Source organism: Aeromonas aquatilis, assembly GCF_054052405.1.
The window spans coordinates 54,824-75,191 of sequence record NZ_JBSTYP010000016.1 but is presented as its reverse complement, the minus strand read 5'-3'; the positions used below and the strand labels follow the sequence as shown (position 1 = coordinate 75,191).

27 protein-coding genes are annotated in these 20,368 nt (G+C 50.7%); 21 read left to right on the top strand and 6 right to left on the bottom strand.

The features are described from left to right. Positions 1–44: 44 nt before the first annotated feature. A complete protein-coding gene (locus ACW5W8_RS08405; RefSeq protein ID WP_498627314.1) occupies positions 45–1,331 on the top strand; it encodes an MFS transporter in 1,287 nt (428 codons plus the stop codon). Positions 1,332–1,686: 355 nt separating this feature from the next. Then, complete coding sequence (locus ACW5W8_RS08400) at positions 1,687–2,781, top strand: HD domain-containing phosphohydrolase (protein WP_139437698.1); 1,095 nt, start codon at positions 1,687–1,689, stop codon at positions 2,779–2,781. A 50-nt stretch (positions 2,782–2,831) separates the two neighbouring features. On the opposite strand, the gene ACW5W8_RS08395 is transcribed toward ACW5W8_RS08400, so the two are convergent. After that, positions 2,832–3,125: a hypothetical protein gene (locus ACW5W8_RS08395; protein WP_498627312.1), complete on the bottom strand. Its 294-nt coding sequence runs from the start codon at positions 3,123–3,125 to the stop codon at positions 2,832–2,834. Positions 3,126–3,639: 514 nt separating this feature from the next. Between ACW5W8_RS08395 and ACW5W8_RS08390 the strand changes: the two genes are divergently transcribed. The 6 genes from ACW5W8_RS08390 (at position 3,640) to ACW5W8_RS08365 (ending at position 7,481) form a co-directional block, all read left to right on the top strand. Beyond that, a complete protein-coding gene (locus tag ACW5W8_RS08390; RefSeq protein ID WP_498627311.1) occupies positions 3,640–3,990 on the top strand; it encodes a hypothetical protein in 351 nt (116 codons plus the stop codon). Positions 3,991–4,137: 147 nt separating this feature from the next. Beyond that, on the top strand, positions 4,138–4,599 hold the full coding sequence (locus tag ACW5W8_RS08385; protein WP_498627310.1) for a GNAT family N-acetyltransferase: 462 nt from the start codon (positions 4,138–4,140) through the stop codon (positions 4,597–4,599). Positions 4,600–4,727: 128 nt separating this feature from the next. Beyond that, on the top strand, positions 4,728–5,252 hold the full coding sequence (locus ACW5W8_RS08380) for a hypothetical protein (protein WP_498627308.1): 525 nt from the start codon (positions 4,728–4,730) through the stop codon (positions 5,250–5,252). An 85-nt stretch (positions 5,253–5,337) separates the two neighbouring features. Then, on the top strand, positions 5,338–5,862 hold the full coding sequence (locus ACW5W8_RS08375; RefSeq protein WP_498627306.1) for a DUF8453 domain-containing protein: 525 nt from the start codon (positions 5,338–5,340) through the stop codon (positions 5,860–5,862). 100 nt (positions 5,863–5,962) lie between these two features. After that, positions 5,963–6,700 carry a hypothetical protein gene (locus ACW5W8_RS08370; RefSeq protein ID WP_498627305.1) on the top strand — a complete coding sequence of 246 codons (738 nt, stop codon included), beginning with the start codon at positions 5,963–5,965 and terminating at the stop codon, positions 6,698–6,700. A gap of 157 nt (positions 6,701–6,857) precedes the next feature. Then, positions 6,858–7,481: a hypothetical protein gene (locus ACW5W8_RS08365; RefSeq protein WP_498627303.1), complete on the top strand. Its 624-nt coding sequence runs from the start codon at positions 6,858–6,860 to the stop codon at positions 7,479–7,481. A 313-nt stretch (positions 7,482–7,794) separates the two neighbouring features. Here ACW5W8_RS08365 and ACW5W8_RS08360 read toward each other — a convergent pair whose 3' ends face one another. From ACW5W8_RS08360 to ACW5W8_RS08345, 4 genes are all read right to left on the bottom strand, one after another. After that, positions 7,795–8,253, bottom strand: a complete 459-nt coding sequence (locus ACW5W8_RS08360; protein WP_498627302.1) for a hypothetical protein — start codon at positions 8,251–8,253, stop codon at positions 7,795–7,797. 1 nt (position 8,254) lies between these two features. Further along, positions 8,255–9,082, bottom strand: coding sequence for a helix-turn-helix domain-containing protein (locus tag ACW5W8_RS08355; protein ID WP_498627300.1), 828 nt, complete (start codon positions 9,080–9,082; stop codon positions 8,255–8,257). Between the two features lie 379 nt (positions 9,083–9,461). Beyond that, a complete protein-coding gene (locus ACW5W8_RS08350) occupies positions 9,462–9,860 on the bottom strand; it encodes a hypothetical protein (RefSeq protein WP_159163635.1) in 399 nt (132 codons plus the stop codon). A 37-nt stretch (positions 9,861–9,897) separates the two neighbouring features. Continuing rightward, complete coding sequence (locus ACW5W8_RS08345; RefSeq protein ID WP_075115294.1) at positions 9,898–10,113, bottom strand: Cro/CI family transcriptional regulator; 216 nt, start codon at positions 10,111–10,113, stop codon at positions 9,898–9,900. A gap of 86 nt (positions 10,114–10,199) precedes the next feature. On the opposite strand from ACW5W8_RS08345, the gene ACW5W8_RS08340 reads away from it, so the two are divergent. Continuing rightward, positions 10,200–10,859: a helix-turn-helix domain-containing protein gene (locus ACW5W8_RS08340; protein WP_498627299.1), complete on the top strand. Its 660-nt coding sequence runs from the start codon at positions 10,200–10,202 to the stop codon at positions 10,857–10,859. A gap of 401 nt (positions 10,860–11,260) precedes the next feature. After that, positions 11,261–11,506, top strand: a complete 246-nt coding sequence (locus tag ACW5W8_RS08335) for a hypothetical protein (protein ID WP_139437717.1) — start codon at positions 11,261–11,263, stop codon at positions 11,504–11,506. 588 nt (positions 11,507–12,094) lie between these two features. Here the strand turns inward: ACW5W8_RS08335 and ACW5W8_RS08330 are convergent. Beyond that, a complete protein-coding gene (locus ACW5W8_RS08330) occupies positions 12,095–12,406 on the bottom strand; it encodes a hypothetical protein (protein WP_075115296.1) in 312 nt (103 codons plus the stop codon). 495 nt (positions 12,407–12,901) lie between these two features. Between ACW5W8_RS08330 and ACW5W8_RS08325 the strand changes: the two genes are divergently transcribed. The 11 genes from ACW5W8_RS08325 (at position 12,902) to ACW5W8_RS08275 (ending at position 20,274) form a co-directional block, all read left to right on the top strand. Beyond that, positions 12,902–13,093, top strand: a complete 192-nt coding sequence (locus tag ACW5W8_RS08325) for a hypothetical protein (RefSeq protein WP_075115298.1) — start codon at positions 12,902–12,904, stop codon at positions 13,091–13,093. An 80-nt stretch (positions 13,094–13,173) separates the two neighbouring features. Beyond that, a complete protein-coding gene (locus ACW5W8_RS08320; RefSeq protein WP_139437721.1) occupies positions 13,174–13,458 on the top strand; it encodes a helix-turn-helix domain-containing protein in 285 nt (94 codons plus the stop codon). 49 nt (positions 13,459–13,507) lie between these two features. Next, entirely contained in the window at positions 13,508–13,873 is a 366-nt protein-coding gene (locus ACW5W8_RS08315; RefSeq protein WP_075115300.1) for a hypothetical protein, read from the top strand. Continuing rightward, positions 13,870–14,712, top strand: coding sequence for a PD-(D/E)XK nuclease-like domain-containing protein (locus ACW5W8_RS08310; protein ID WP_075115301.1), 843 nt, complete (start codon positions 13,870–13,872; stop codon positions 14,710–14,712). Before ACW5W8_RS08315 ends, ACW5W8_RS08310 begins: the two co-directional genes overlap by 4 nt. Continuing rightward, the gene (locus tag ACW5W8_RS08305; RefSeq protein ID WP_075115302.1) at positions 14,709–15,809 is read left to right on the top strand and encodes a hypothetical protein; all 1,101 of its coding nucleotides are present in this window, start codon (positions 14,709–14,711) and stop codon (positions 15,807–15,809) included. Before ACW5W8_RS08310 ends, ACW5W8_RS08305 begins: the two co-directional genes overlap by 4 nt. A 403-nt stretch (positions 15,810–16,212) precedes the next feature. Next, positions 16,213–17,085 carry a beta-1,6-N-acetylglucosaminyltransferase gene (locus tag ACW5W8_RS08300; protein WP_075115353.1) on the top strand — a complete coding sequence of 291 codons (873 nt, stop codon included), beginning with the start codon at positions 16,213–16,215 and terminating at the stop codon, positions 17,083–17,085. A gap of 98 nt (positions 17,086–17,183) precedes the next feature. Continuing rightward, positions 17,184–17,540 (top strand): MliC family protein, encoded by a 357-nt coding sequence (locus ACW5W8_RS08295; RefSeq protein ID WP_498627297.1) that lies wholly within the window; start codon positions 17,184–17,186, stop codon positions 17,538–17,540. Between the two features lie 261 nt (positions 17,541–17,801). Beyond that, complete coding sequence (locus tag ACW5W8_RS08290) at positions 17,802–18,890, top strand: hypothetical protein (RefSeq protein ID WP_498627296.1); 1,089 nt, start codon at positions 17,802–17,804, stop codon at positions 18,888–18,890. A gap of 127 nt (positions 18,891–19,017) precedes the next feature. Continuing rightward, the gene (locus ACW5W8_RS08285) at positions 19,018–19,218 is read left to right on the top strand and encodes a hypothetical protein (protein WP_081376074.1); all 201 of its coding nucleotides are present in this window, start codon (positions 19,018–19,020) and stop codon (positions 19,216–19,218) included. Then, the gene (locus ACW5W8_RS08280) at positions 19,181–19,555 is read left to right on the top strand and encodes a hypothetical protein (protein WP_075115304.1); all 375 of its coding nucleotides are present in this window, start codon (positions 19,181–19,183) and stop codon (positions 19,553–19,555) included. Before ACW5W8_RS08285 ends, ACW5W8_RS08280 begins: the two co-directional genes overlap by 38 nt. A gap of 140 nt (positions 19,556–19,695) precedes the next feature. After that, complete coding sequence (locus tag ACW5W8_RS08275; RefSeq protein ID WP_498627295.1) at positions 19,696–20,274, top strand: phage N-6-adenine-methyltransferase; 579 nt, start codon at positions 19,696–19,698, stop codon at positions 20,272–20,274. Positions 20,275–20,368 lie beyond the last annotated feature (94 nt).

Below are 20,368 nucleotides of genomic sequence, written 5' to 3'. Positions count from 1 at the left end.
TCAGTTGCACACATTAATACTCGCTTTTGGAAAAGAGTTCTGCAGTGAATCTCATCACGGAAAATAGGCAGGAAAACGGAACGTTTTTCCTCATCGAATTACAACATGGAAATATTATGTCTAACCCTTATCGCGAAATTCTGACAACCCCTGGCGTCAAAGGGTTAGTGATCTCGAGTTCGATTGCCCGCTTGCCATACGCAATGATCAGCATTGGCATCATCACTATGCTGGCACAACAGGGTAATCTCTATTGGCTGGCTGGTGCGGTCGCAGGCACATTTACGTTATCGAATGCGCTTATAGGTCCTCAGATATCAAAACTGGTGGATCAACATGGCCAGAGCCGGGTTCTACCTTTCGTGACCGCATTCAGTATTGGCATGCTGTTGATGCTCGTGACGGCTGCCTACATGAACGCTCCGGGGCTACTTTTATTTATCCTGGCAGCATTGGCTGGCTCGATGCCGACAATGCCGGCCATGATAAGAGCCCGATGGACAGTGCTTTTTCGCGGGAAGCCACAGTTGCACACAGCATTTTCCCTGGATACGGTCCTCACGGAAATGGCCTTTATCATTGGCCCTCCACTGGCAATTGGCATGAGTACGAGTGCCTTCGCCGAAGCTGGACCTCTTGCTGCCATCTTACTGCTCGCTATTGGCGTAACAGCCTTTGTCCTACAACGGCAAACTGAGCCAAAGGTGGTCAAGCGCAGTAAGTGGAGCAGTGAGTCAATCTTGAAGATCCCCAGCCTTCGCATCATCATTTTGGCGCTTTTGGCAATGGGCGTGATCGGCGGCTCGATCGATGTCGCCGTCGTAGCCTTTGCCAATGCACAAGGTTGGCCAACAGCCGCCAGTTTCATCCTGGCCGCTTATGCCTTGGGATCGTTGGTTGCTGGCCTGACGTTCGGCGCATTGAGAATTGCCTTACCGATTGAGAGGCAGTTCATTTTTTGGATACTGGTTACAGCCGGTACCGCGCTATTGCCTATCCTCTCCCCGAACGTCTACATCCTGACAGGCATCCTCTTCATCGCAGGCCTCTCGTTCGCGCCAACGATGATCATCGTGATGAACCTTGGCACTATTATTCTGCCACCCTCCAAGCTCACCGAGGGTCTAACCTGGATGACGACAGGCATCAGCATTGGTGTCGCGCTTGGCGGGTTGCTGGCCGGCCTTGTTATTGATACCTATGGTGCGCGAGCAGGCTTCGGCGTGGCGATAGTCTCTGGGCTATCGATGGTGGTGATCGCATTGATAGGACTGCCGATACTTCGTACGGCATCAGAGGTGCGATCTGAGCTGGCGGCAAAAGCTTCTTAAGGGCCTGCCCAGCTTGCGTCGTAGGGAGGGGTATCTGGGCACTCCCCCACCAATCACTGACCATCTCACCGTGAGAGATCCGGTTCTTAACTGCCGCCTTTGTGCCTCCGAGAGAGTTATTTTCATAGCTGCATAAAGTATTTTCAGACTGTTAATCAGGGTTTATACATAAGCACAAATAGAACTTAGGAAATCTCAATGAAATTGAGATATAACAATAGCTTATGAAGGATTCCCATCAAGCTATAGGTGAAAATGCACCCCGTTCAATTAACATATTCATCATTTATCTGTTAACCTCAAAAGTACAAATGATAATGAAATCAGTGATTGTCTGTGCAGGGATGGGATAGCTATGGATGGCTCATTTGACGAAAGATTGCAAAGTATGCATGTTCACCTAAGGAAGCACTTGAACAAGTTAGGGCAGGTCTCTGTCGCGATTTATGATCAGCGCACCGATATGCTCAAGACATTTGCAACAAGCACGACAGAGGGCCACTCCCCTTTTTTGCAATACGAGGCCAAATTAAGCAATGTGCCCTCATTGCGGCATCTCGCTGAGCACAAGCAACCCAGAGTCATCGACAATCTGAAGCATTCTCAGCACCCTGACTCTGAAAACAATCGCAAACTGCTCGCTGCAGGCTATGCCTCCAGTTATACCGAGCCATTATGGTTCAATAATAAGCTCTTCGGCTTTCTATTCTGTGATGCTGTAGAACCGAACTATTTTGATGAGAATGTTCAGGGCGAGCTCTCGTCTTATGCACAGATGCTGTCCAGTGTCATCGCTATGGAGTTTATGACCATCAAGATTCTCGGAAGCGCCTTGGCAACAGCATTGGAGTTCAGTCGCTATCGAGATGAAGAGACCGCCAACCATCTACTCCGAATGTCGGCGTATTCTCGTACTATAGCCAAAGCTCTGGCCTCAACTCACAACCTGACTGATGAGGATGTTGAATTCATCTACCGCTTCTCCGGCCTGCATGATATTGGCAAGATTGCGATCCCCGACGCCATCTTACGGAAACCTGGTAAGTTGACCGCTGAAGAGTTCGATGTCATGAAAACCCATGCCATCAAAGGAAAGGTCATCATCTCGAGAATGATCTGCGAGTTTGATCTTGATGGGATCCACCACACTGACATGCTCAAGAACATCGTTGCCCACCACCATGAACGTTTTGATGGCAATGGCTACCCAGAGGGATTGGAGGGAAATGCAATTCCGCTCGAAGCGCGTATCGTTGCCGTAGCGGATGTATTTGATGCCTTAAGTAGTGAACGCCCTTACAAACGAGCCTGGTCATTTGATGAGGCGTTTGCCTATCTGGAAGAACAAGCTGGTAGTCACCTTGACCCAGCTTGTGTTGCTGCAGCCCTACAGAATAAGGAAGCATTTCACGCCATCTATTTGCAGTATCAAGATATGCCAACCACTTAAGTTGGAAAGCATGGTCGGCAGCTCTTTGTAACTGATTGCTGTGTGCTGCCTTATCTTGCTGCCCCCCTACCCCTCCACTCACTAACCATCTCGTCCGTTATCTCTTCCTTGTAGCAGATCGGCGCATAGCCACCTGCCCTGCTCCAGGCGCTGCGTTTGCCACAACGGCTGCCGTTCCTGGCGTAGTTGTATGGACACGGACAGTTCCCGGGATAGCTATCGATGGACTCCTGGATAATCTGCTGCTTGATCTGCTCATCTACAAGCCTGGCATCAGGCACTTGCTCCTTGGCGCTGGCCGCGAAGCCAACACTCAACAGAGCCAGTAAAAGTATGCGTTTCACAACCCATCCTATCTAGTTCTCTTATGGATACCACTGGTTCTACCACATCGATAATTAATAAATAACCCACTACTGATTAATTCCTGATTTGCATCAAAAACATGTCTGATATCACAGAGTTAGCGGATAAATCGCTCAACTTTCAGAGATTCGATTGGTAAGCTATTCGACTGATGCCCATGTCTCACTCAGGGCCTTAGGATGGTGATCTTCAATACCGTCAGACAACTGGTCAAAAGCAGCAATCTGGGGGCTGTAACCTAGGGGCGGTAGCCAATGCGTTTGCCCCATCACTGTTGTTATACACAGTCGTAATGCTGGAGCAAAAAGAGGAAGTCAAGCGAACACGTTCAGCTTCAGAGACCAGTAGGTAACAGATTGATTTAAAATATAATTTTTGATTCCCCGTATCAGGGCGGGCGGAGTTAGATGGAAGGCACTACTAACGTGTTAGTACCGCCTTCCATCTAATCACTGTTAGTGCACCAAGTTCGTTCTCAAACAAGGAGTAAGTATGGCATATGAGGAAATAGCAAAAGCGTGTGAGGCATTGAGCTACAGAGACAAGTTCAGACTTGCGCAGCTGTTACTCCAACTTGGTCGAAAGCAGGAAGAGGAGGAATATCCGGCCCCACGAAAGGCTTCTGGGCCTGATGGGCAGGATCAGATAAGTTACGTTACAGAACGTTTGTTGAAGCTTAAACCGGCTAAATTATCTTCACTTTCTAATTCCATAGCTGCGATGTTTCAATTCCAAGGTGGCATATCAGAGCCAGATAAAGATGCCATTATTGCGAATTTAATAAAACAAAAGGTTATATCCGTAAGTGAGACGGGGCGAGTTTCCTATCCGGACTTCCGGTAATTAAATGCACTAACAAGGCCAGTCATGGCGACGTCTTCTTCGCTGCGGCTTCGCCTTCGCAACAAAGCCGCGCATGCTGGCGGCGTTAAATGGCTTGTATAACGTTTCGCGCACTCCCATTTTTAGAGCATTAAAGCTAGAGGTAATATGAATAATCAGGAAACAGCAGAAATTGCTTTTAAGGCATTCCAAAAAGCTTTAAATAATAATCTAATCAAAACAGATGCCGGTGCAATACATAAAAAATTACGGGTTCATATGGATAGACCGGAGGGGCAAATCCGTTTCACATACGCTCTAATGGCGACAGGTACCAGAATCAAAGCATCTTGTGTGGCTGTTAATACAGACCAATATAAAGAGAAGCCTTGCTTTGATGTTGGAGTTACAACTTTAAAAAAATTCAGGGGAAAAGGGTTTGGACAAGAAGTTTTAAGTAAAAGCATTGATGAAATGAAACAAGGCTTTTTTAGAAACGGTATCTCCGAGTTTTATCTTGAGCTTAAAGTTGATAAAGATAATATTGCATCGCATAGCCTATGTAAAAAATTTGCTGATGAGATTATAGATAACGGTACCAGTACTACATACATGAAACACGTAAAGTAAGGTGTAGCCAGCCATTTAACAAGTTGCTCAAACGGACAAAAAACAGTTGGCTTTTGCTCGTTCCTCGCTAATTTTAGCCAACTATTTTATTGCCGCTTAGCAAAGCGTTATGTGCTTAAGGGAAACTCATGAGCATTGAAGTACTTTTCTATACGCAAGTAGTTTCAATCTTGGCATTCATTTCGGCTCTTTTCGTTTTGTATAGGGTGTTAGTAAGTCAAAAGGACGCAACGATAGAGCTACTAAAAGAGAAGGCTATTTTTTTGGAGAGTCAGCTATCTCTCGCGGAAAAGCAAAAGCCGGACGCATTAGCCAGATCACTATCTGAAAGAGTTGATATATTAATTCAAGAAATTGAGCGCCTATCTGGCGACAAGGAGAAAAACCAATCTCTAATCTCACAAAAAGAGAAGGAATTGGAATCAATAAAAGAAGAAGCAGACGAACTTAGTCGTCAAATTTCAAATGCTCACGAGCTCATGTCCGAGTACTTTTGCCCCCACTGTAAGTCACCGATGGCTGAGCGTACTTTCCACTCTGAAATGGTGGAATACCAAGGCCGCGATCATGACATTGATCATGAGTATGTTGCATTTGAGTGTGGATTGACCTTGCATGACGGAGAAGAATCTAGTCCGTGCCGAAACACATAACAACTGGTTCAAATCGTTCGCTTCGCTCACTGGGGCGGGCTAAAGCCCGCCCCTTAACCAAACGTTGGGCATACATGGACTCGCAATGAATATCGAGCCGATTTCAATCATCCCTATAGCCATTTCCGCTGGCGCATTTCTGGTGTCACTGTCGGCCTTCATCTTCACGCGGCGAGCTTGGCTCGAAACCAACCGACCAATAGTTACGGCCGAGATCGCCACTCACGACGGAGGGAATGAAGCGATTGCGTTCAATCTCGTTATCCATAATGTTGGGAACCGCCCCGCTACAGATATCCGACTTAAAGCTACCGCTGACGCTATTCAAAAACTCCTAGACTCGAATGCACGTGACCGCTTCAGAAAAGAAGTTGAACGCTGCTTTACCGATGAAGGGCGCATCGCGGTACTACACCCTGGGAAGAGTGTTAAGAACGGATTTGGCCTCACAAGTACCGACAAGGAGAAGAACGTATTGAATTACGGCGCTTCGGCTCAGATTGAGATCAACTACAAGGACCTGAACTCTCGGTCATACACGTCAAAGTTGAATCTAATCGTCAGAGACTCTGCGTACTTTGCCGGCTCGGGTTGGGCTGAGCGTGAGTAGCTGTATGCCCAACCCATCGTTGCAGGGGACCTTGCGCATAAAGCCGCGCAAGGCTCCTGAACTCAAACGTTATGTCACTTTAATTATAGTTAGGTAAATAATGGAAAAGTTCTTTAGTTTTGTTCTTAAATTGATTGAGGCCTTAAAACCAAAGTTTTATAACAAAATCACATGGCTAATAGTAGTTTGTGGTTTGTCTTTAATGAGTACCCCTTTGTGGATTACTGTAGTTAATGCAGCTTTGGGTAAAACACTCGAATTATCAATAACTAATGACTCAGATGCGCTATGGGGTTTTTTGTTGTGTTGTCTCGGTTTGGTCTATCATTTATTGAATACAGGCCTGCATGAAGTTGCGTCATCTGTAACATCAAAAGCAACTCTCGAGAAAAAAGAGTTACATGACAGGTCTATTTTTAGTCAACTGAACGATATTATCACTGAAGAGACTTTGTCTCATATCCTTTCTCGTTTAAGAAGTGACCATTCGCTTTGCAGAGATAGTGATGAAAGCATGCGCAACTTTGTTATTAAAGCGATGTCATCAAGCAACTCTTTTGTGTGTAAAGATATCAACGAAAAAACGAAGTTGTTATGTGAGTCATTGACCAAATTTGTTCATTTTGTTGATGAACACTTTGATATATACCCATATACCCAGTCGGCTGATAACTATCGAATGTGCCTTGCGCCGCAATTGAATTGTGATCGAGCCGGCTCTTGGGATGATAGCGCTGCTTATGGACAGTTATCTGATGAAATGGAAGCTGCAATAAAAGCAATTAAAGATGCGTATCGAGGTTGGCGTAATAGCGTTAAAGAAGTGCTATACGTGTAAAATGACATAACAAACGGCTCAAGAGGGGGGGATTGCCAACGCGTGGCGGCTTTAGTTCAAAATTGAAGTTCAGTGTTTACGGTGTTTTTTTTGAGTTCGGCAATGCGTTGCCAGCCCCTTAGGCGGGCGTTATGCAACAGAAAATAAGGAGTTAAAATTGGGACTTTCATTAAAGAGATATACAGAGCTACCTTTTTTAATAGATATGTTGGTGACAAAAGAGATGGCTCTATTGAATCCGGATACATGGGATGATAGGAATGACTCTTTCTATATAAAACAATATGCCAAGGTTAAAGGTCTAAAGTCCACATATGCACTTTGTTTGACTGAAGCTTCTGAAACGTATCACCATTGGAAGATTTTCTCAAGTGGCACTAGTGGGATATATGTTGAGTTCAACAGAGATAAGCTTTTAACAAGCCTGGAAAACCAAACTGATTTACAAACCAAATCCGTTGAGTATAAAAAAATTACAGAACTTAGAGAGATAAATCCCGAAACAAATGAGTTTCCATTTTTGAAGCGAATAGTTTTTAAAGATGAACAAGAGTTTAGACTCTTTGTCGGTTCGGATACCGATCTTGGCCCGGTGCTACGTCTGAAATTTGATTTGGCGTCAATTAGCCGTATTGTCCTGAGTCCATGGCTGCCACAATCAGTCGCTGACCATGTTAAATCCGTTATTAAGAATATTTCCGGTTGCTCAAACATAAAAGTGTATCGCTCTACATTAGTAGAAAACGAAGACTGGAAGAGTTTTGCCGAAAGTGTCGCATAACAAACTGTTCAAGAGTGATTCGCAACGCGTGGCATTTTTACTATGCGTTGCGTTTAGTGATTAAGGTGGTAGTGGCTGGCCCAGAGCCCAGCCACTAAGGAAAATAACTCCTGTGCCAAGCACACTGACATCCTGTCGCTTACCAGCCAATGCCCTGCCCCGCACTGGTAATCCGTGTGCCCAAACACGGTGATCTCATTTGCCACCTCCAGCAACACACGCTCACGACTTTCCCCGCGAACGGCCGGGTAGACCACCACCCAGCAGAATTTCGCTGCTTTTACGGCTGCGATCATATCTGGGTTGAACATACCTATAGCCTACCTGTGATGGTGTAACCGAGTTGGCGGCGGTCGGTGAGGATCCGCTCCATCTCAACCTTCACGGCATCGCTAGTAACCTCGCCGTCACGCTGCAGTACGGTAACTGTCGCCTCCATCTGGCACGCTGCGATTGAGAACACAAGCTGGCGTAGCTTTGTCCGTACAGGAGGAAAACGACGAAGTATCTCCGCCCGAACCTCTGCCGGGCGCGGAGCAAACTGGCGATCTACGTCAGCAGCCATATCCAGCACCACCTCCCGGATTTGGGCTGGAGTGTACCCGTGCAGCACGCCACCCCAGGCCAGTGCCACGCCGCGAGCATTGGCATCCAACTGGTTTGCGCTTGCGGGCCAGCTACCAGCCATCATCGGCAACAGCTCCTCGGCCATAAACGCCGCCATGCGGTCGCTCATCAATGGCCGTTCCTGCATCCCAGGCAGGGCTGTCACGTTAGAGGGGTGTGTTGTCGTCATAGACCCCCCTCCCCGACTCTCTGAGAGCCTGTGCTGCGTTCTGGGCCGCCTGCAGGTTTGCCAATGGCTTGCGCTGTGCTGCCGTCCTAAACGAGCTGGCAGCACGACGCACCCAGTTTCGCCATGTTTTCTCCCAATCCAGCTTGGTTGCTTTGGCCCCGGGCAGTGACTGCCAGTAATCGGCGAACGTCGCGGCCTCGAGGAGGATCCGCTCTCGTGGCCATCCAGTTTCTTGGCTGGCCCACCTCCCCCACTCTGCAGGTAGGAACCAGTCATTCGGCAAGCGGGTACCTCGACGCGAAGTTTCGCTTTCAGGTCGCGTTTTCCCCTGGGGGGATACAGGGGGATCTTGGATCTCTGTAGTAGTCTCTGTAGTAGTCTCTGTAGTAGTCTCTGTAATAGATAGCTGGTTTCCAGCACTACTGATTGCAGGTTTTCCCCTCGCCTGTTTGCTGGTTTTCCGCATACTAGGTTGCAAGACATCACATGCATTCATGACAGCTTCAAGTGCAACCAAATCGATGCAGAAATATAGCTGCGCCGGTAAACCCACCCGCTTTTCTTTCAACACCCCAAGATTGCGTAATGCCTTGCGCGCCCCTTCTTGTTCGTAGCGGGTCAGCCCCGTCTCTTCCTCCCAGTCAGCCTGGGTCTTATAGAACCATGAGCAGCCATCTTCATGCTCTTTGCAGCGCTTTGCCCAATAGAGGGCCTGCGATAGAAACAGAGCGGCAGTGACTGAACCCGTAATGGCTACAAAAGGGCGATGAAAGGCTATTGGTCGGTCAAGAAAGTTGATGTTCATTCTTGTCCTCCTCCCAGGCTCTCAGAAGCCTGTTCCTCGGTGCAGGTGTCATCGTTAAAAGCATGCAGCATGGGGCACTCCCCACGGGCCAGAGTCAATTTGGTCATAGTCGGATCCTGTGTGTCTTGTTGCCCGGTGGTGAGCCGGGCAGATTGGCTACGCGCTAGGTTGCCCCTCTTCGCGCTCAGCCGCTCGGGCCTGGAGCTCACGCGCCAGGCGCAATGCCTGCCGGTCAGTTCCTGCAGCCTGGGCGGTCGAGATCAACGGTTCATCAATCGCTAATGCCAACTCATGCATAACTGCTTTCAATACGATGTTGTCGCGTTCGCTGACGCGTTCTGATGCTGGGCGTGGCGGTCGGGTAAAAATGGGCATGCTGTTATCTCCCAAGAATGAAGTTGATCAGGCCAACGAGCTTTTGGAGCGGCTTCTTGGGGCGCTCCTCGTCATAGGCGATCTCGTCGGAGGGTAAAAAGGTCAGCAATCCCCGCTCAGGAAGGCCAGTACCGTTCAGGATCTCTTCGATGGTCACAGGTGGAAACCCCTGCTCGATAAGGCTCCGATTGGCCCGTTTGACGGCTCTCGCCAAGATCAGGGGTTCATGTTTCGATATGGAATTAAGCAAGATCAGAAGTGAGGTGCGCGCGAAGGCGGTTTCCGTCATGCCAAATTCAGCCCCGACTTCTTGCCACACGCAGCGTTGTGCTGGGTTGCCGCGTAGGCGTAGTGGAGAAATAGAGTCCATTTTTGCGTGATCAGGCAGTGCTGGTCGTCCCATTGGTCAGGTCCTTTTGGTGTGGTCATAAAGCCGGTGGTCAGGCGGCTTGTTGAGCGGAATGGTCTTGGTCCTTGTCTAGGGGGTAATCGTCCAACCCCAGACGCAGCTCACCATTACTGGCGATGACAAAGCTGACTGCATGCTGAGCCGGGATCACGTCGCCCCACTTCACGGCGAGGCTGCGGGAGATGCCGATGGCTTTCATCGCGCGGGCCATGTTGCCGAAATGCTCGATCACTTCACGTTTCTTCATTGGTCGGGTCCTGTGGTAGTAGCAGTACAAGCGTCATGTTAGTTCCTTACTATGAACATATCAATGATCACCATAACGATCTATAAATGAGACAAAATGATGAAGTGTTTTATTATGAGAACAGAATCGACATGACCTCTTTCAGAGATCGACTGGAATACATGATGAGTGAGCGCGGCTTCAAACAGGCTGATCTTGTACGTAAATCTGGGGTGAGCAAGGCCGCTATATCTGTTCTCTTATCTGACCCGCTTAAAGATCTGCGGGTTAGCAGCCTGCTATCTATCGCGAAGGCCTTAGGTTGTGATCCTCTTTGGCTTTACACTGGAAAGGAAAGTGGAACCTATGTTTCTGCTACCAATCTCGGTGAGGTGCCAGTATGGGAGATGCCTGAGCTTGGCAAGCACCCGACGGATGCCCTTTCAACGCTAGAGAGCGGACGCAGCATTTTTAGTGACGCAGAAGGGCATCTTATTGGCGTGATCGCCAATGACGATAACCTTATGGGGTCTGGCATCAAAAATGGTGATATCTGTATCATTGACCTTGCAGATCGAGCCCCTCGCCACAACGATATCGTGCTGGTAAGACTCGATAGCAACAAGCAGGAGCGCCTGCTCAAAGCCCTAGATGGACTGTCAGGCATTACATTGGTAACCGATGATCCCAGGCTTGGTGTAATCCCTCTCAAGGATGCGCTTGTTTATGGCCGAATGATCGAACTACGTAGAGACATGAAGGAGTAGTAATCCTTCCCCCCTCACCATTAGCCCGCACAATGCGGGCTTTTTTGTACCTAAAATCTTTCAAAGATACGCCCATAAAAAAACATTCACATTAGCGAACAATTTGTGTTGACTATTTGGTTCTTCAATATTAACTTCCATCTTGTTCTGTAAAACAATCAGACTACTCCGACAAGGCTATGAATCATCGGCCACCAGCAACAGGACCCGCCCCTTACCAGGGCATGCGCTTGACCAGCGCGTAAGAACGACAAAGCCCGCACAAGGCGGGCTTCGAAGGACCAGGGTACCACCCCTAGTCAGATTGCCAGGGGACCAACCCTGGCTATACAGGACCCAACCACGCCAGAGGCGAGGCAGGAGCTGACGGGGACCAACCCGTCAACAGGAGCAAATGTACCATGACCATGCGCATTTTTTCCAGAGCGGCTAAACGAGCAGACCAGCTCATGACCCTCATTGCAGACCGCCTGAATGGCAATGCAACACGCCGCCAGGCCATCAAGCAGCGCCTGTATCTGGCCATGCTGGCCGCAGAGCAACATCACATTGTTGCAGCCCGTGCAGCCCAGCAACGAAGAGCCAACGCCACTAGGCACTGCTCCCTCTTCCACTGGCGCATTGACTATCTTCGCCACGCCGTCTGACCCGGGTCTGGCGCTGCCCTGATAGCGCCCTAGCCAAAGCCTCTTTCTCAGGCTCCGCAAGGATGCTTTGGCTAACTGCAACCTGAATTCAGCGTTGCCAGGCTCTTTAACAATAAGGATTGGGATACCTCGAACGAAATCCACGTTCCCGGTGGATCTGCCCTGACCTGTAGAATCAGAAATTGGGCGGCTGGATGAGGTGATGTGTGCCTGACCAGGCACCACATCCAAGCGTCACGAGTGGCGTTTGGATGTGGAGGACAATCAACATCAATACGTGGCTTGTAATGGCCAGCTTCAATAAAGCAAGCCAACTCAAGGGACTAAACCAGACATTTGGCTAACGAAGATTCAAAATACAAGGAGGTGTCAGCTCATCTGAACACCTCCCTGCTCCATACCTAACCCTTGTTGTATTCGTTAAGACAAGCCAGGATTTGATTTTGAGTCTTGGCATTGGCTAAACACTGCTCTAGATCGGCATGCGTCAAACCTGAAAAAGACACACCTATCATGAGGGTTACCATTAAACCGATTTTTCTCATTTCATTCTTCCCTGATAACTGCGAAAGCAGCTGTGAATACTGATCAACCTTGATGCAAATTGCCGATATCACGTGAACGATGCTTGGTCAGCAGATCACCGACCACCATCTTGAACCCGTTTTGCAACACGATGAGCGGCTGCTTGCATGGCCGAGCATCGACTACATGGGCAATACGTGCTGTCTCGGGTGAGAAATACAGACTCATTTCGTCATGGTCATCATTTAGCCGTGAGAACACCACGGCATGTTTCAGACCGTCAGGCCACACATCATCAAACAACTCCTGCACGATTTGCATCACATCAAGAGCTGGCTGGGGATAGTCAATTTTCAAGCAATACCATTGGCGCATAGTGGGATCCTCCCATAAACCACATTTCCATTTGTGGCACACCAACCAGCACCTGTTGCTCGGCCACAGCCATGTCCCAACAGCATCATCCTGGGACAAAATTAATCACTAAAAAACTCATAACGATGCCTATCGAGGAAGTATGTTGATCACAAACTCCTGATGGTCAGAACTGAACTCGATGTATCGCAAACAGCCATCTATTGGCCCTGACTGCAACCTGGATCTGATCTCCGCCATTTGAATATCACCATTAATTTCAATTAGTTGCATCTCAGCGCAAAACGCCACGATGTAGCAGCCACAATCAGGACAATCAATATCCTTGGCTCGGCCATCTTCAACCAACAATGCATGTGCCCGCTCCCCACATAAGGGGCAAGGCATAAAAAATGATGTCATCCCCTACCCTCCAGTTGAGAACGAGACACATCACACGCTATCTTAATCCCGCCTCGGAAAATGTGATTAATATTCAACCAATGGAAATTCACCATGAAACGACTGACACCCGCTCAAATGGCTGTCTTTCTCGGTGACCTAGCCCCACCGAGACTGCGCAAACTAACAGAAGATGACCGGCCGACACGGCTGGAGATTGAACAAAACCGCCAACGATTGAAAACACGTCGCGCGATTGAAGACATCCTTGAAGAACAGCGCCTACAACATCTGGATGACTTATAACCCTCATCCCAAGCACCAAACTACCATCCGCCCCGGCTCTCGCGCCGGGGTTTTTGTTTTTACCACCACAGGACCTGACCATGAAAAAACGTACCGAACAAAGCGACCTGACCATCCCACCGCTCAATGATGCTTGCCGCCAACGCTTGCGCCAGTTACGGCAGCGCCTTGGCCTGAGCCGCCCCAAGTTCGCCGACTTGCTGGGCATCCCATCCACCACGCTCAAGAACTATGAACTGAATTACCGGGAGATTAGCGGCGGTACCCTGCTGCTGTTTGCCCAGCATCCGGAGCTGTCTGCCCACTTCCATTGGCTGGTTACAGGCCAAGAAAACGCGCCGGATAAATTGGGGGCATCACAATGAAGATCCTTATCCTGCAGCGCGCTCTGCGCCTAGAAATGGAGTTCTAGCGATGACTAATGAACACATTCTGCTTGCACTGCTGGACAGTAAAGAGGCCGAAGCAAATGCCAGGGCTGAATGGATTGCCGAGTGGGTGGAGGCAAACCGCCTCCCACTGCTATCCGGCCAACTCGATATCGATGCTGTCTCCCTGCTGGCCGAGGTCAATGCCGACCAGGCGACCCAGCTAAATCAAGCCCTCTACCTGTTGATCGTCTCTGACGACAACGTGCCGCTAACACGCCAACTCCAGCAGTTGATCGAGGAGAGACTGACTGCACTGGCCGATAGCGCTTGGGGTGACCACGTAGCGTCACTTCACGACACCATGAACGATGCACAATGGGAGCAATACCAACAGAGGAGTGCAGCATGAACACTCTTGTTGATACCCGTCCCTCACGGCTACACGGCCTGGTACCAGGTCTCAGCAATCAGGACTACCACTTCGGCCCAGGAGTCAGTAAATCCCAGTTGGATGACATTGCCCAGAGCCCGGCAACTTACATCTGGCGTAGATACGCGCCTATCGATACCGACAAAGTCGCTGCACTGGATATGGGAACCGCACTTCATTGTCTCTTGCTGGAGCCTGCAACCTTCAAAGAGAGCTACATCATCGCTCCTGAATTCAACCGCCGTACCAATGCGGGTAAGGACGAAGAGAAGGCATTCCTGGCCAGTTGTGCCGAGCTGGGGAAAACCGTCATCTCGTTCGAGGACGACCGCAAGCTCAAGTTGATGCGTGAAAGCGTGTTTGCCCATCCTGATGCCCGCTGGTTGCTGGAACAAGATGGCATCTGTGAGGGGTCGCTCTACTGGACTGACGCCGAAACTGATGAGCTCTGCCGGTGCCGCCCAGACAAGCAGCTCAGCCACTTCCCCATCTTGGCTGACGTGAAGAAGGTGGATGACATGGCCAGATTCGAACGCCACGTTGAGGAGTTCCGCTATCACGTCCAAGACGCGATGTATTCCGATGGTTTCTTTCAAATTTACGGCGAGATCCCGGACTTCATCTTTCTGGCTGTTAGCTCATCCATTGAGTGCGGCCGCTACCCAGTACGGGTCCGCCCGTTGGAGCTGGAATGGAAAGAGTCAGGCAGAGAGCTCTACCGCCGAGATCTTATCAAGTACCACGAGTGCCGCGTTAACAACGATTGGCACGACCTGATACCACTTAACCGCCCAGCATGGGCAAGGAAGGCAGCATGAACCAAACCATTTCAAACCCATTTGGCGCAGCCAGTCAACGTCAAGAGCAAGGATTAGTGGCTGTCGAGCAACAGCGGGCCATTCAAGAAGTTCAAGCAGCAATGGTGATTGCCAAGAAATTCCCGCGCAATCCCGTAGAAGCCGCAGATCGCATCTTACAAGCATGCTCACGCCCAACCCTCGCAGAGGGGGCGCTATACAGCTATAACCGTGGCGGGTCGGATGTAACCGGCCCAAGTATCAGACTGGCAGAGGCACTGGCACAAGCCTGGGGAAATATGCAGTTCGGCATCCGCGAGCTGGAGCAACGCAAAGGCGAATCCATTGTGGAGGCGTTCGCCTGGGATGTAGAAACCAACACCAAGCAGTTAAAGATTTTCACAGTCCCACACATCCGCCACACCAAAAACGGTCAAAAACAACTGGAAGATCCGCGCGATATCTACGAGCTAGTGGCAAACAATGGTGCTCGCCGCCTGCGCGCCTGCATTCTCGGGGTGATCCCGGGGGATGTGATAGAGGCCGCCCAGCGTCAATGTGAGGTAACCCTGAACACTCACGCTGACACAAGTCCCGAGTCGATCAAGCGCATGCTCGATACGTTCAGTGCTGAGTTTGGGGTAACAACAGAGCAGGTGCAGACATATCTCGGCAGACGCGCGGACACAATGCAGCCAGCGCAGTACGTCCAGATGCGCAAGATTTATGCCTCCCTGCGGGATGGCATGAGCAAGCCCGGCGACTGGTTCAAGTCGAAGGAGAAAGAGGCCCTGCCAGAAAAAAGCCGCGCACTTAACGCAATGCGCCAAGAGTCCTCCCCTGCCAAGGCCATGGAGACAAAACGCACCACAGAAGAGCTCATTCAGCCAGAAGAGATGGAACCGCAACTACCCCTTGATACCAGTGAGCAGGTTGACCACTCCAGCGCATACGCGGACCACTGCGCAGCTATCGAAGCAGCAAGCGATACCGTCGAATGGCAGCAGGCCTATACCAGCGCCTGGGCATGGGCCAGCGAAACCGGCGACCATGCCATAGCCGACGGCATCAAACAGGTTGCTGGCGAGCGCAAAGCCAAGCTCAAAAAGGTCAAATGAGTGGCTGGTGCAGGATTTCGAGGCTAAACCTGTACTCTATTGAGCACTTTTCATTCAGCTGCGGCGATATATGACGCCACCCATCCGAACCGTGCTACTGTGGCCCCTCACTTACCGGCCGCTTGCGCTCTGCACCTGATGACTAGCTTGTCATGCAAAAGAGCCTCCCGCCAGGGCACCCTTGCCCCCCTCTCATCCTCAACCTGACTTGCCAGATAGGCTGTATTGACCCGATGCCATAAGGCGCATCCCCCCTGTCGCAGCCTGTTCTCACTGTTGTCATATGCGCCTCACTCTCTTTTATTGCGACAGCGGTCAGCCCGACGGGAACCTGCTTCAAGCCATCGGCCTGAAGCGGCCTGCTGTTTGGCGCTGCCCTGCCGCCAACACAGGACACACCGCCATGATTGCCTACCTCATTCTGGTTCATCGCTATCCCGACCAGTTCAAGCGCCTGTTCAAGGCGATCTACCACGATAGTAATCACTACCTGATCCACGTCGACAAAAGCTCGGGCCCTGAGTTGCAGCAGGAGATCGGCCTATTCCTTAGCGACTATCCCAATGCCTCGATGCTCGCGAGCAAGAATGCACTGTGGGGAGGATACAGTCTGGTGGATGCCGAATTGCGCGGCATAGCGGCACTGCTGAAACAGGGTGTGGAATGGGAGTTCTTCATCAATCTGAGTGCCCAGGATTTTCCGCTGCGCACCCAGGTGCAGATCCACCGCTTCTTGCGCGGCCATCGCGGCAAGGATTTCCTCAAAGTCCTCGATCAGCGCAAGCTGCGCCCCGATACATTGCACCGCATCGATCACCATGTGACCGAGACGGAGCAGGAGCTGATCTGTGAACAGGTCGCCACCCGCCCCTATCTGGAAGGGGTCACCCCCTACATTGGCAATCAGTGGATGATCCTGAGCCGCGCTTTTTGTGAATTTGTCAGCCACAGCCCCGAGGTGGCTCGCTTCAAAACGTTCTACCAAAACACCTTGATCGCCGATGAGGGGTTCTTCCAGACAGTGATCATGAACACCAGCTATCAGGGCCGGATCGTCAATGACGACAAACGGGCCATCGACTGGATCCCCATGGGAGACATCAAGCTGAGGCCACGGGACTATCTGGCGGAAGATGCCACGGCGCTGCTGCAAAGCGAGCATCTGTTTGCCCGCAAATTCGATGAGACCATCGACAGCCAGATCCTCGACATTCTGGAAGGGGCGCTAGCCCAGCCGGTGGCTGATACCGCCCGAGCCGAGCCTGCGCTGGCATAAGGTTCCGGACCACTATCGACGCAGACGCCAGACAGCTATTGCAGATCAGCTTCAAGCTGTTAGTCGCATGCTCGGATAACATAAATAGGACTGCTATCATGAAAAATGCTCATATGATGACCATCGGCATGCTGGCCATGGGGGCACTAGCTGGCTGCAATCAGGGCAAGAGCCTCACTGTCATAGGTGGTGAACCGATCAGTTACAGGTGCGAGCAGGGCAAGAAGGTGCAAGTGCGCTACTTCGCCCTCTCCGACGAGAGCCTCAACTTTATCAAGCTATCCCTGCCCGATGGCAAAGACTACACCCTGCCTCAGGCCATTTCAGCCTCCGGCGCCCGCTATACGGACGAGCACGAGGCCATCTGGTGGAGCAAAGGAAGTGAAGGATTTGTCGAGATGTGGGATCTGGCCGGCGAGTGGCAGACCGCCTATAAGGACTGCAAACAGCAATAACAGACCCCCCGCTTGGCAGCAATGTCATTCTGATAAGTACTTTTTGACGAGTCATTCATAAATGTGACTTGAGATGAGTGAACAAGGCAGGATCCAGTCAATCTGACTCCAGCCTTTATCCAGCAAAGCTTGCAATAGAAAGAGGGAGGCATCATGCCTCCCTCGCTTTTTAGCCCTGATACTACGTGGGCTGAAACTCACATTCTCTTAAGTAAATAGCATTGCACCGACCAGCAGGCTTTTTATACCCAAGGACCCACCATGACCGAACAAGCCAAGACCGACACAGCCCAGACCCAACTGGTTGTCCTCGACCCCACAACAGAAATTGCCCTGTTCACCGAAGGGGATGGAATTAACTCCATGCTGGCAGACATTCGCAAGAAGGCATCCAGTCTGGTGCCTGATGTCTCAACCGCCAAGGGCCGCAAAGAGATCGCCAGCGTCGCCTATGCCGTAGCCAAGACCAAATCCTATCTGGATGGCGTCGGCAAAGTGCTGACCGCCAAGTACAAGGAGATCCCGGCACGGATTGACGCCAACCGTAAGCTGATCCGCGACACTCTGGACGCCCTGAAAGAAGAAGTACGCGCCCCGCTCACCAAATTTGAAGAAGCAGAAGCAACCCGGGTTGCAGGTCTGCAAGACCGCCTCGCTCGGCTCAAAGCATTCAACACTGCAGCCAGCACTGAGTGTGCAGCGGCAGATCTGCAGGCCATGCTGCTGGAGGTCGAGCAGACCGTTCTGGACGACACATGGCAAGAGCTGCTGCCTCAGGCGACCATTGCTCAGGAGCTGGCAGTCAAACGCCTTAGCGAGGCACTAACCGCCCGCCAGAAGTACGAAGCCGAGCAGGAAGAGCTGCAGGAACTACGTAAAAAGCAGGCCGAGCAGGAGCGCATCGACCGCGAACGCCTGATAGCAGAGCAAGCCGCTGAGAGCGCTCGCATCCAAGAAGAAGACCGTCAACGTCTCGAGCGTGAAGCGGCTCGGCACCGTGAGCAGGAAGCACTGCACCAAGCCCAGATAGCAATAGAGCGTGAAGCCCAAGCCCGATGTGATGCAGAAGCTGCCGAGCTGGCCCGCAAGCAGGCCGAAGCCAACGCTGCACAACAAGCTGAAGAAGCGGCGGCCCGCGCGGCAGAGCAGGAACGCCAGCGCATCGCCGATGAACAACGCCTCAAAGACGAAGATGATGCCCGCCGCCTTGCCGACCGAGATCACCGCGGCCGGATCCACAGCTCAATCATGATGGACATGATGGGCTTGGGCATTGAGGAAGAGAACGCAGTCAACCTCATCAGGCACATTGCCAGCCACAAGATCGCGCACCTGACTATCAACTACTGATAATCCAACCGCCCCTCAAGAGGGCTCAAACTCTACACTTTCAGTGTAAAAAGTTGCTTTATGTGAACAGAAAAAAGATACTGGGCATGTCAATATAACCAATGGTTACCTGTTGACAGGAGGATCTATGAACCACTTACGCAACATCCTGCAAGGATTTTCGAACGTATTTACGGGCTTTCAGCCACGCAGCTATGCCCACTCTGGTGGGTTTAAAGAAGACGCTGAAAACCTAAGTCGAGACGCGAAAAACTTGGGCAGAGACTTCACCAAGAGCGTCGATACCGTTTATGGCAAAGCAACATCAGGTGCGAGCAAAAAGCGCTAATGGAAGTGAGCTGGCCGTCAGTTCGCATGATTCTGACTCGCCCATTTTACCCGTTGCACAGCTCGAAAAATTACACTCATTCCGCCCCGATCTTGTAGATTTTGTCGTTGAACAAACCAAAATTGAAGCCGAAGATCGCAGAGCAAGAACAAAACGAGTAGATAGATACATTCTGACAGAGCGCCTGTTCGGTATGGTTTGTTCCGTTTTTGTCTGCGGCATTGGCGTTATCGGTGGTGGCTATGTCGGACTTCAAGGACAGCCATGGTTAGGTGGAATTATCGCATCCGCTGCATTGGGCACACTTGCCGTCGCGTTTATTCGCCGCCAACCTTGATAACCCATACCACGAACTAAACCCAGCAATCGCTGGGTTTTTTCTTTCACGTCCTTTAACAACCCCGAATCAACTACCCCACGTCATTCGCGCTGAATCTCTCAGCATGAGCTCAGAACAAGAACATAAGGATCTGCTAAATGGCTGATTTCCGAGGTTCAACCACACCTATCGATACCCGAGATCTCACCCAGACGCCAATGTTCCTTTTTAGAGCGTTGGATCGGGAGTTCCACTTTGCTCTTGATGCTGCAGCCCTACCAGAGACAGCCCTATGCCAGCACTATCTGACACCAGGCATTGATGCGCTCCGTGTGGATTGGGGTGACTTCATCAGCCCCTTTCTGCGTGCCCCCTGGGCTTGGCTCAACCCACCCTATTCCGATATCGGTCCATGGGGAGATAAAGCCATCGAGCAGCAACATAAGGGGATAGGTACCGTCATGTTGGTACCGCAGGACACCAGCACTGAATGGTACCCCGGGGATTTGGCCAGCGAGGTTCGCCACATCAAGGGTTACCACGATGAACATGGAAAATGGCGTAATGGCCGGATCAATTTCATCAACAAGGCAACCGGCAAAGAAATGAAGGGCAACCCCAAAGGATCCATGCTGCTCATCTTCGCCCCAAACTGGCACGGCACCTGCCGAATTTCAGATATCAGTAAGCAATCTCTAATGCTCGCAGGAGCAGAGCCCACTAGAGATGCAGCCTGATACCCCCAAACCATCCACTGCCTGGCACACAGAAACAGTGGATAAGTAAGCTGTCCCCACGAAAGCTCAGGGATCATCCTTCTGACAATCCCTA

Bases quoted from the DNA above. Each gene is read 5' to 3' on its own strand.
- ACW5W8_RS08385 (WP_498627310.1), top strand. From the start codon at position 4,138: ATGAATAATCAGGAAACAGCAGAAATTGCTTTTAAGGCATTCCAAAAA.
- ACW5W8_RS08280 (WP_075115304.1), top strand. From the start codon at position 19,181: ATGGCAAAGCAACATCAGGTGCGAGCAAAAAGCGCTAATGGAAGTGAG.
- ACW5W8_RS08305 (WP_075115302.1), top strand. From the start codon at position 14,709: ATGAACCAAACCATTTCAAACCCATTTGGCGCAGCCAGTCAACGTCAA.
- ACW5W8_RS08375 (WP_498627306.1), top strand. From the start codon at position 5,338: ATGAATATCGAGCCGATTTCAATCATCCCTATAGCCATTTCCGCTGGC.
- ACW5W8_RS08390 (WP_498627311.1), top strand. From the start codon at position 3,640: ATGGCATATGAGGAAATAGCAAAAGCGTGTGAGGCATTGAGCTACAGA.
- ACW5W8_RS08330 (WP_075115296.1), bottom strand. From the start codon at position 12,406: ATGCGCCAATGGTATTGCTTGAAAATTGACTATCCCCAGCCAGCTCTT.
- ACW5W8_RS08315 (WP_075115300.1), top strand. From the start codon at position 13,508: ATGACTAATGAACACATTCTGCTTGCACTGCTGGACAGTAAAGAGGCC.
- ACW5W8_RS08320 (WP_139437721.1), top strand. From the start codon at position 13,174: ATGAAAAAACGTACCGAACAAAGCGACCTGACCATCCCACCGCTCAAT.
- ACW5W8_RS08295 (WP_498627297.1), top strand. From the start codon at position 17,184: ATGAAAAATGCTCATATGATGACCATCGGCATGCTGGCCATGGGGGCA.
- ACW5W8_RS08335 (WP_139437717.1), top strand. From the start codon at position 11,261: ATGACCATGCGCATTTTTTCCAGAGCGGCTAAACGAGCAGACCAGCTC.
- ACW5W8_RS08340 (WP_498627299.1), top strand. From the start codon at position 10,200: ATGAGACAAAATGATGAAGTGTTTTATTATGAGAACAGAATCGACATG.
- ACW5W8_RS08350 (WP_159163635.1), bottom strand. From the start codon at position 9,860: ATGGGACGACCAGCACTGCCTGATCACGCAAAAATGGACTCTATTTCT.
- ACW5W8_RS08275 (WP_498627295.1), top strand. From the start codon at position 19,696: ATGGCTGATTTCCGAGGTTCAACCACACCTATCGATACCCGAGATCTC.
- ACW5W8_RS08370 (WP_498627305.1), top strand. From the start codon at position 5,963: ATGGAAAAGTTCTTTAGTTTTGTTCTTAAATTGATTGAGGCCTTAAAA.
- ACW5W8_RS08355 (WP_498627300.1), bottom strand. From the start codon at position 9,082: ATGAACATCAACTTTCTTGACCGACCAATAGCCTTTCATCGCCCTTTT.
- ACW5W8_RS08310 (WP_075115301.1), top strand. From the start codon at position 13,870: ATGAACACTCTTGTTGATACCCGTCCCTCACGGCTACACGGCCTGGTA.
- ACW5W8_RS08400 (WP_139437698.1), top strand. From the start codon at position 1,687: ATGGATGGCTCATTTGACGAAAGATTGCAAAGTATGCATGTTCACCTA.
- ACW5W8_RS08285 (WP_081376074.1), top strand. From the start codon at position 19,018: ATGAACCACTTACGCAACATCCTGCAAGGATTTTCGAACGTATTTACG.
- ACW5W8_RS08325 (WP_075115298.1), top strand. From the start codon at position 12,902: ATGAAACGACTGACACCCGCTCAAATGGCTGTCTTTCTCGGTGACCTA.
- ACW5W8_RS08300 (WP_075115353.1), top strand. From the start codon at position 16,213: ATGATTGCCTACCTCATTCTGGTTCATCGCTATCCCGACCAGTTCAAG.
- ACW5W8_RS08345 (WP_075115294.1), bottom strand. From the start codon at position 10,113: ATGAAGAAACGTGAAGTGATCGAGCATTTCGGCAACATGGCCCGCGCG.
- ACW5W8_RS08290 (WP_498627296.1), top strand. From the start codon at position 17,802: ATGACCGAACAAGCCAAGACCGACACAGCCCAGACCCAACTGGTTGTC.
- ACW5W8_RS08380 (WP_498627308.1), top strand. From the start codon at position 4,728: ATGAGCATTGAAGTACTTTTCTATACGCAAGTAGTTTCAATCTTGGCA.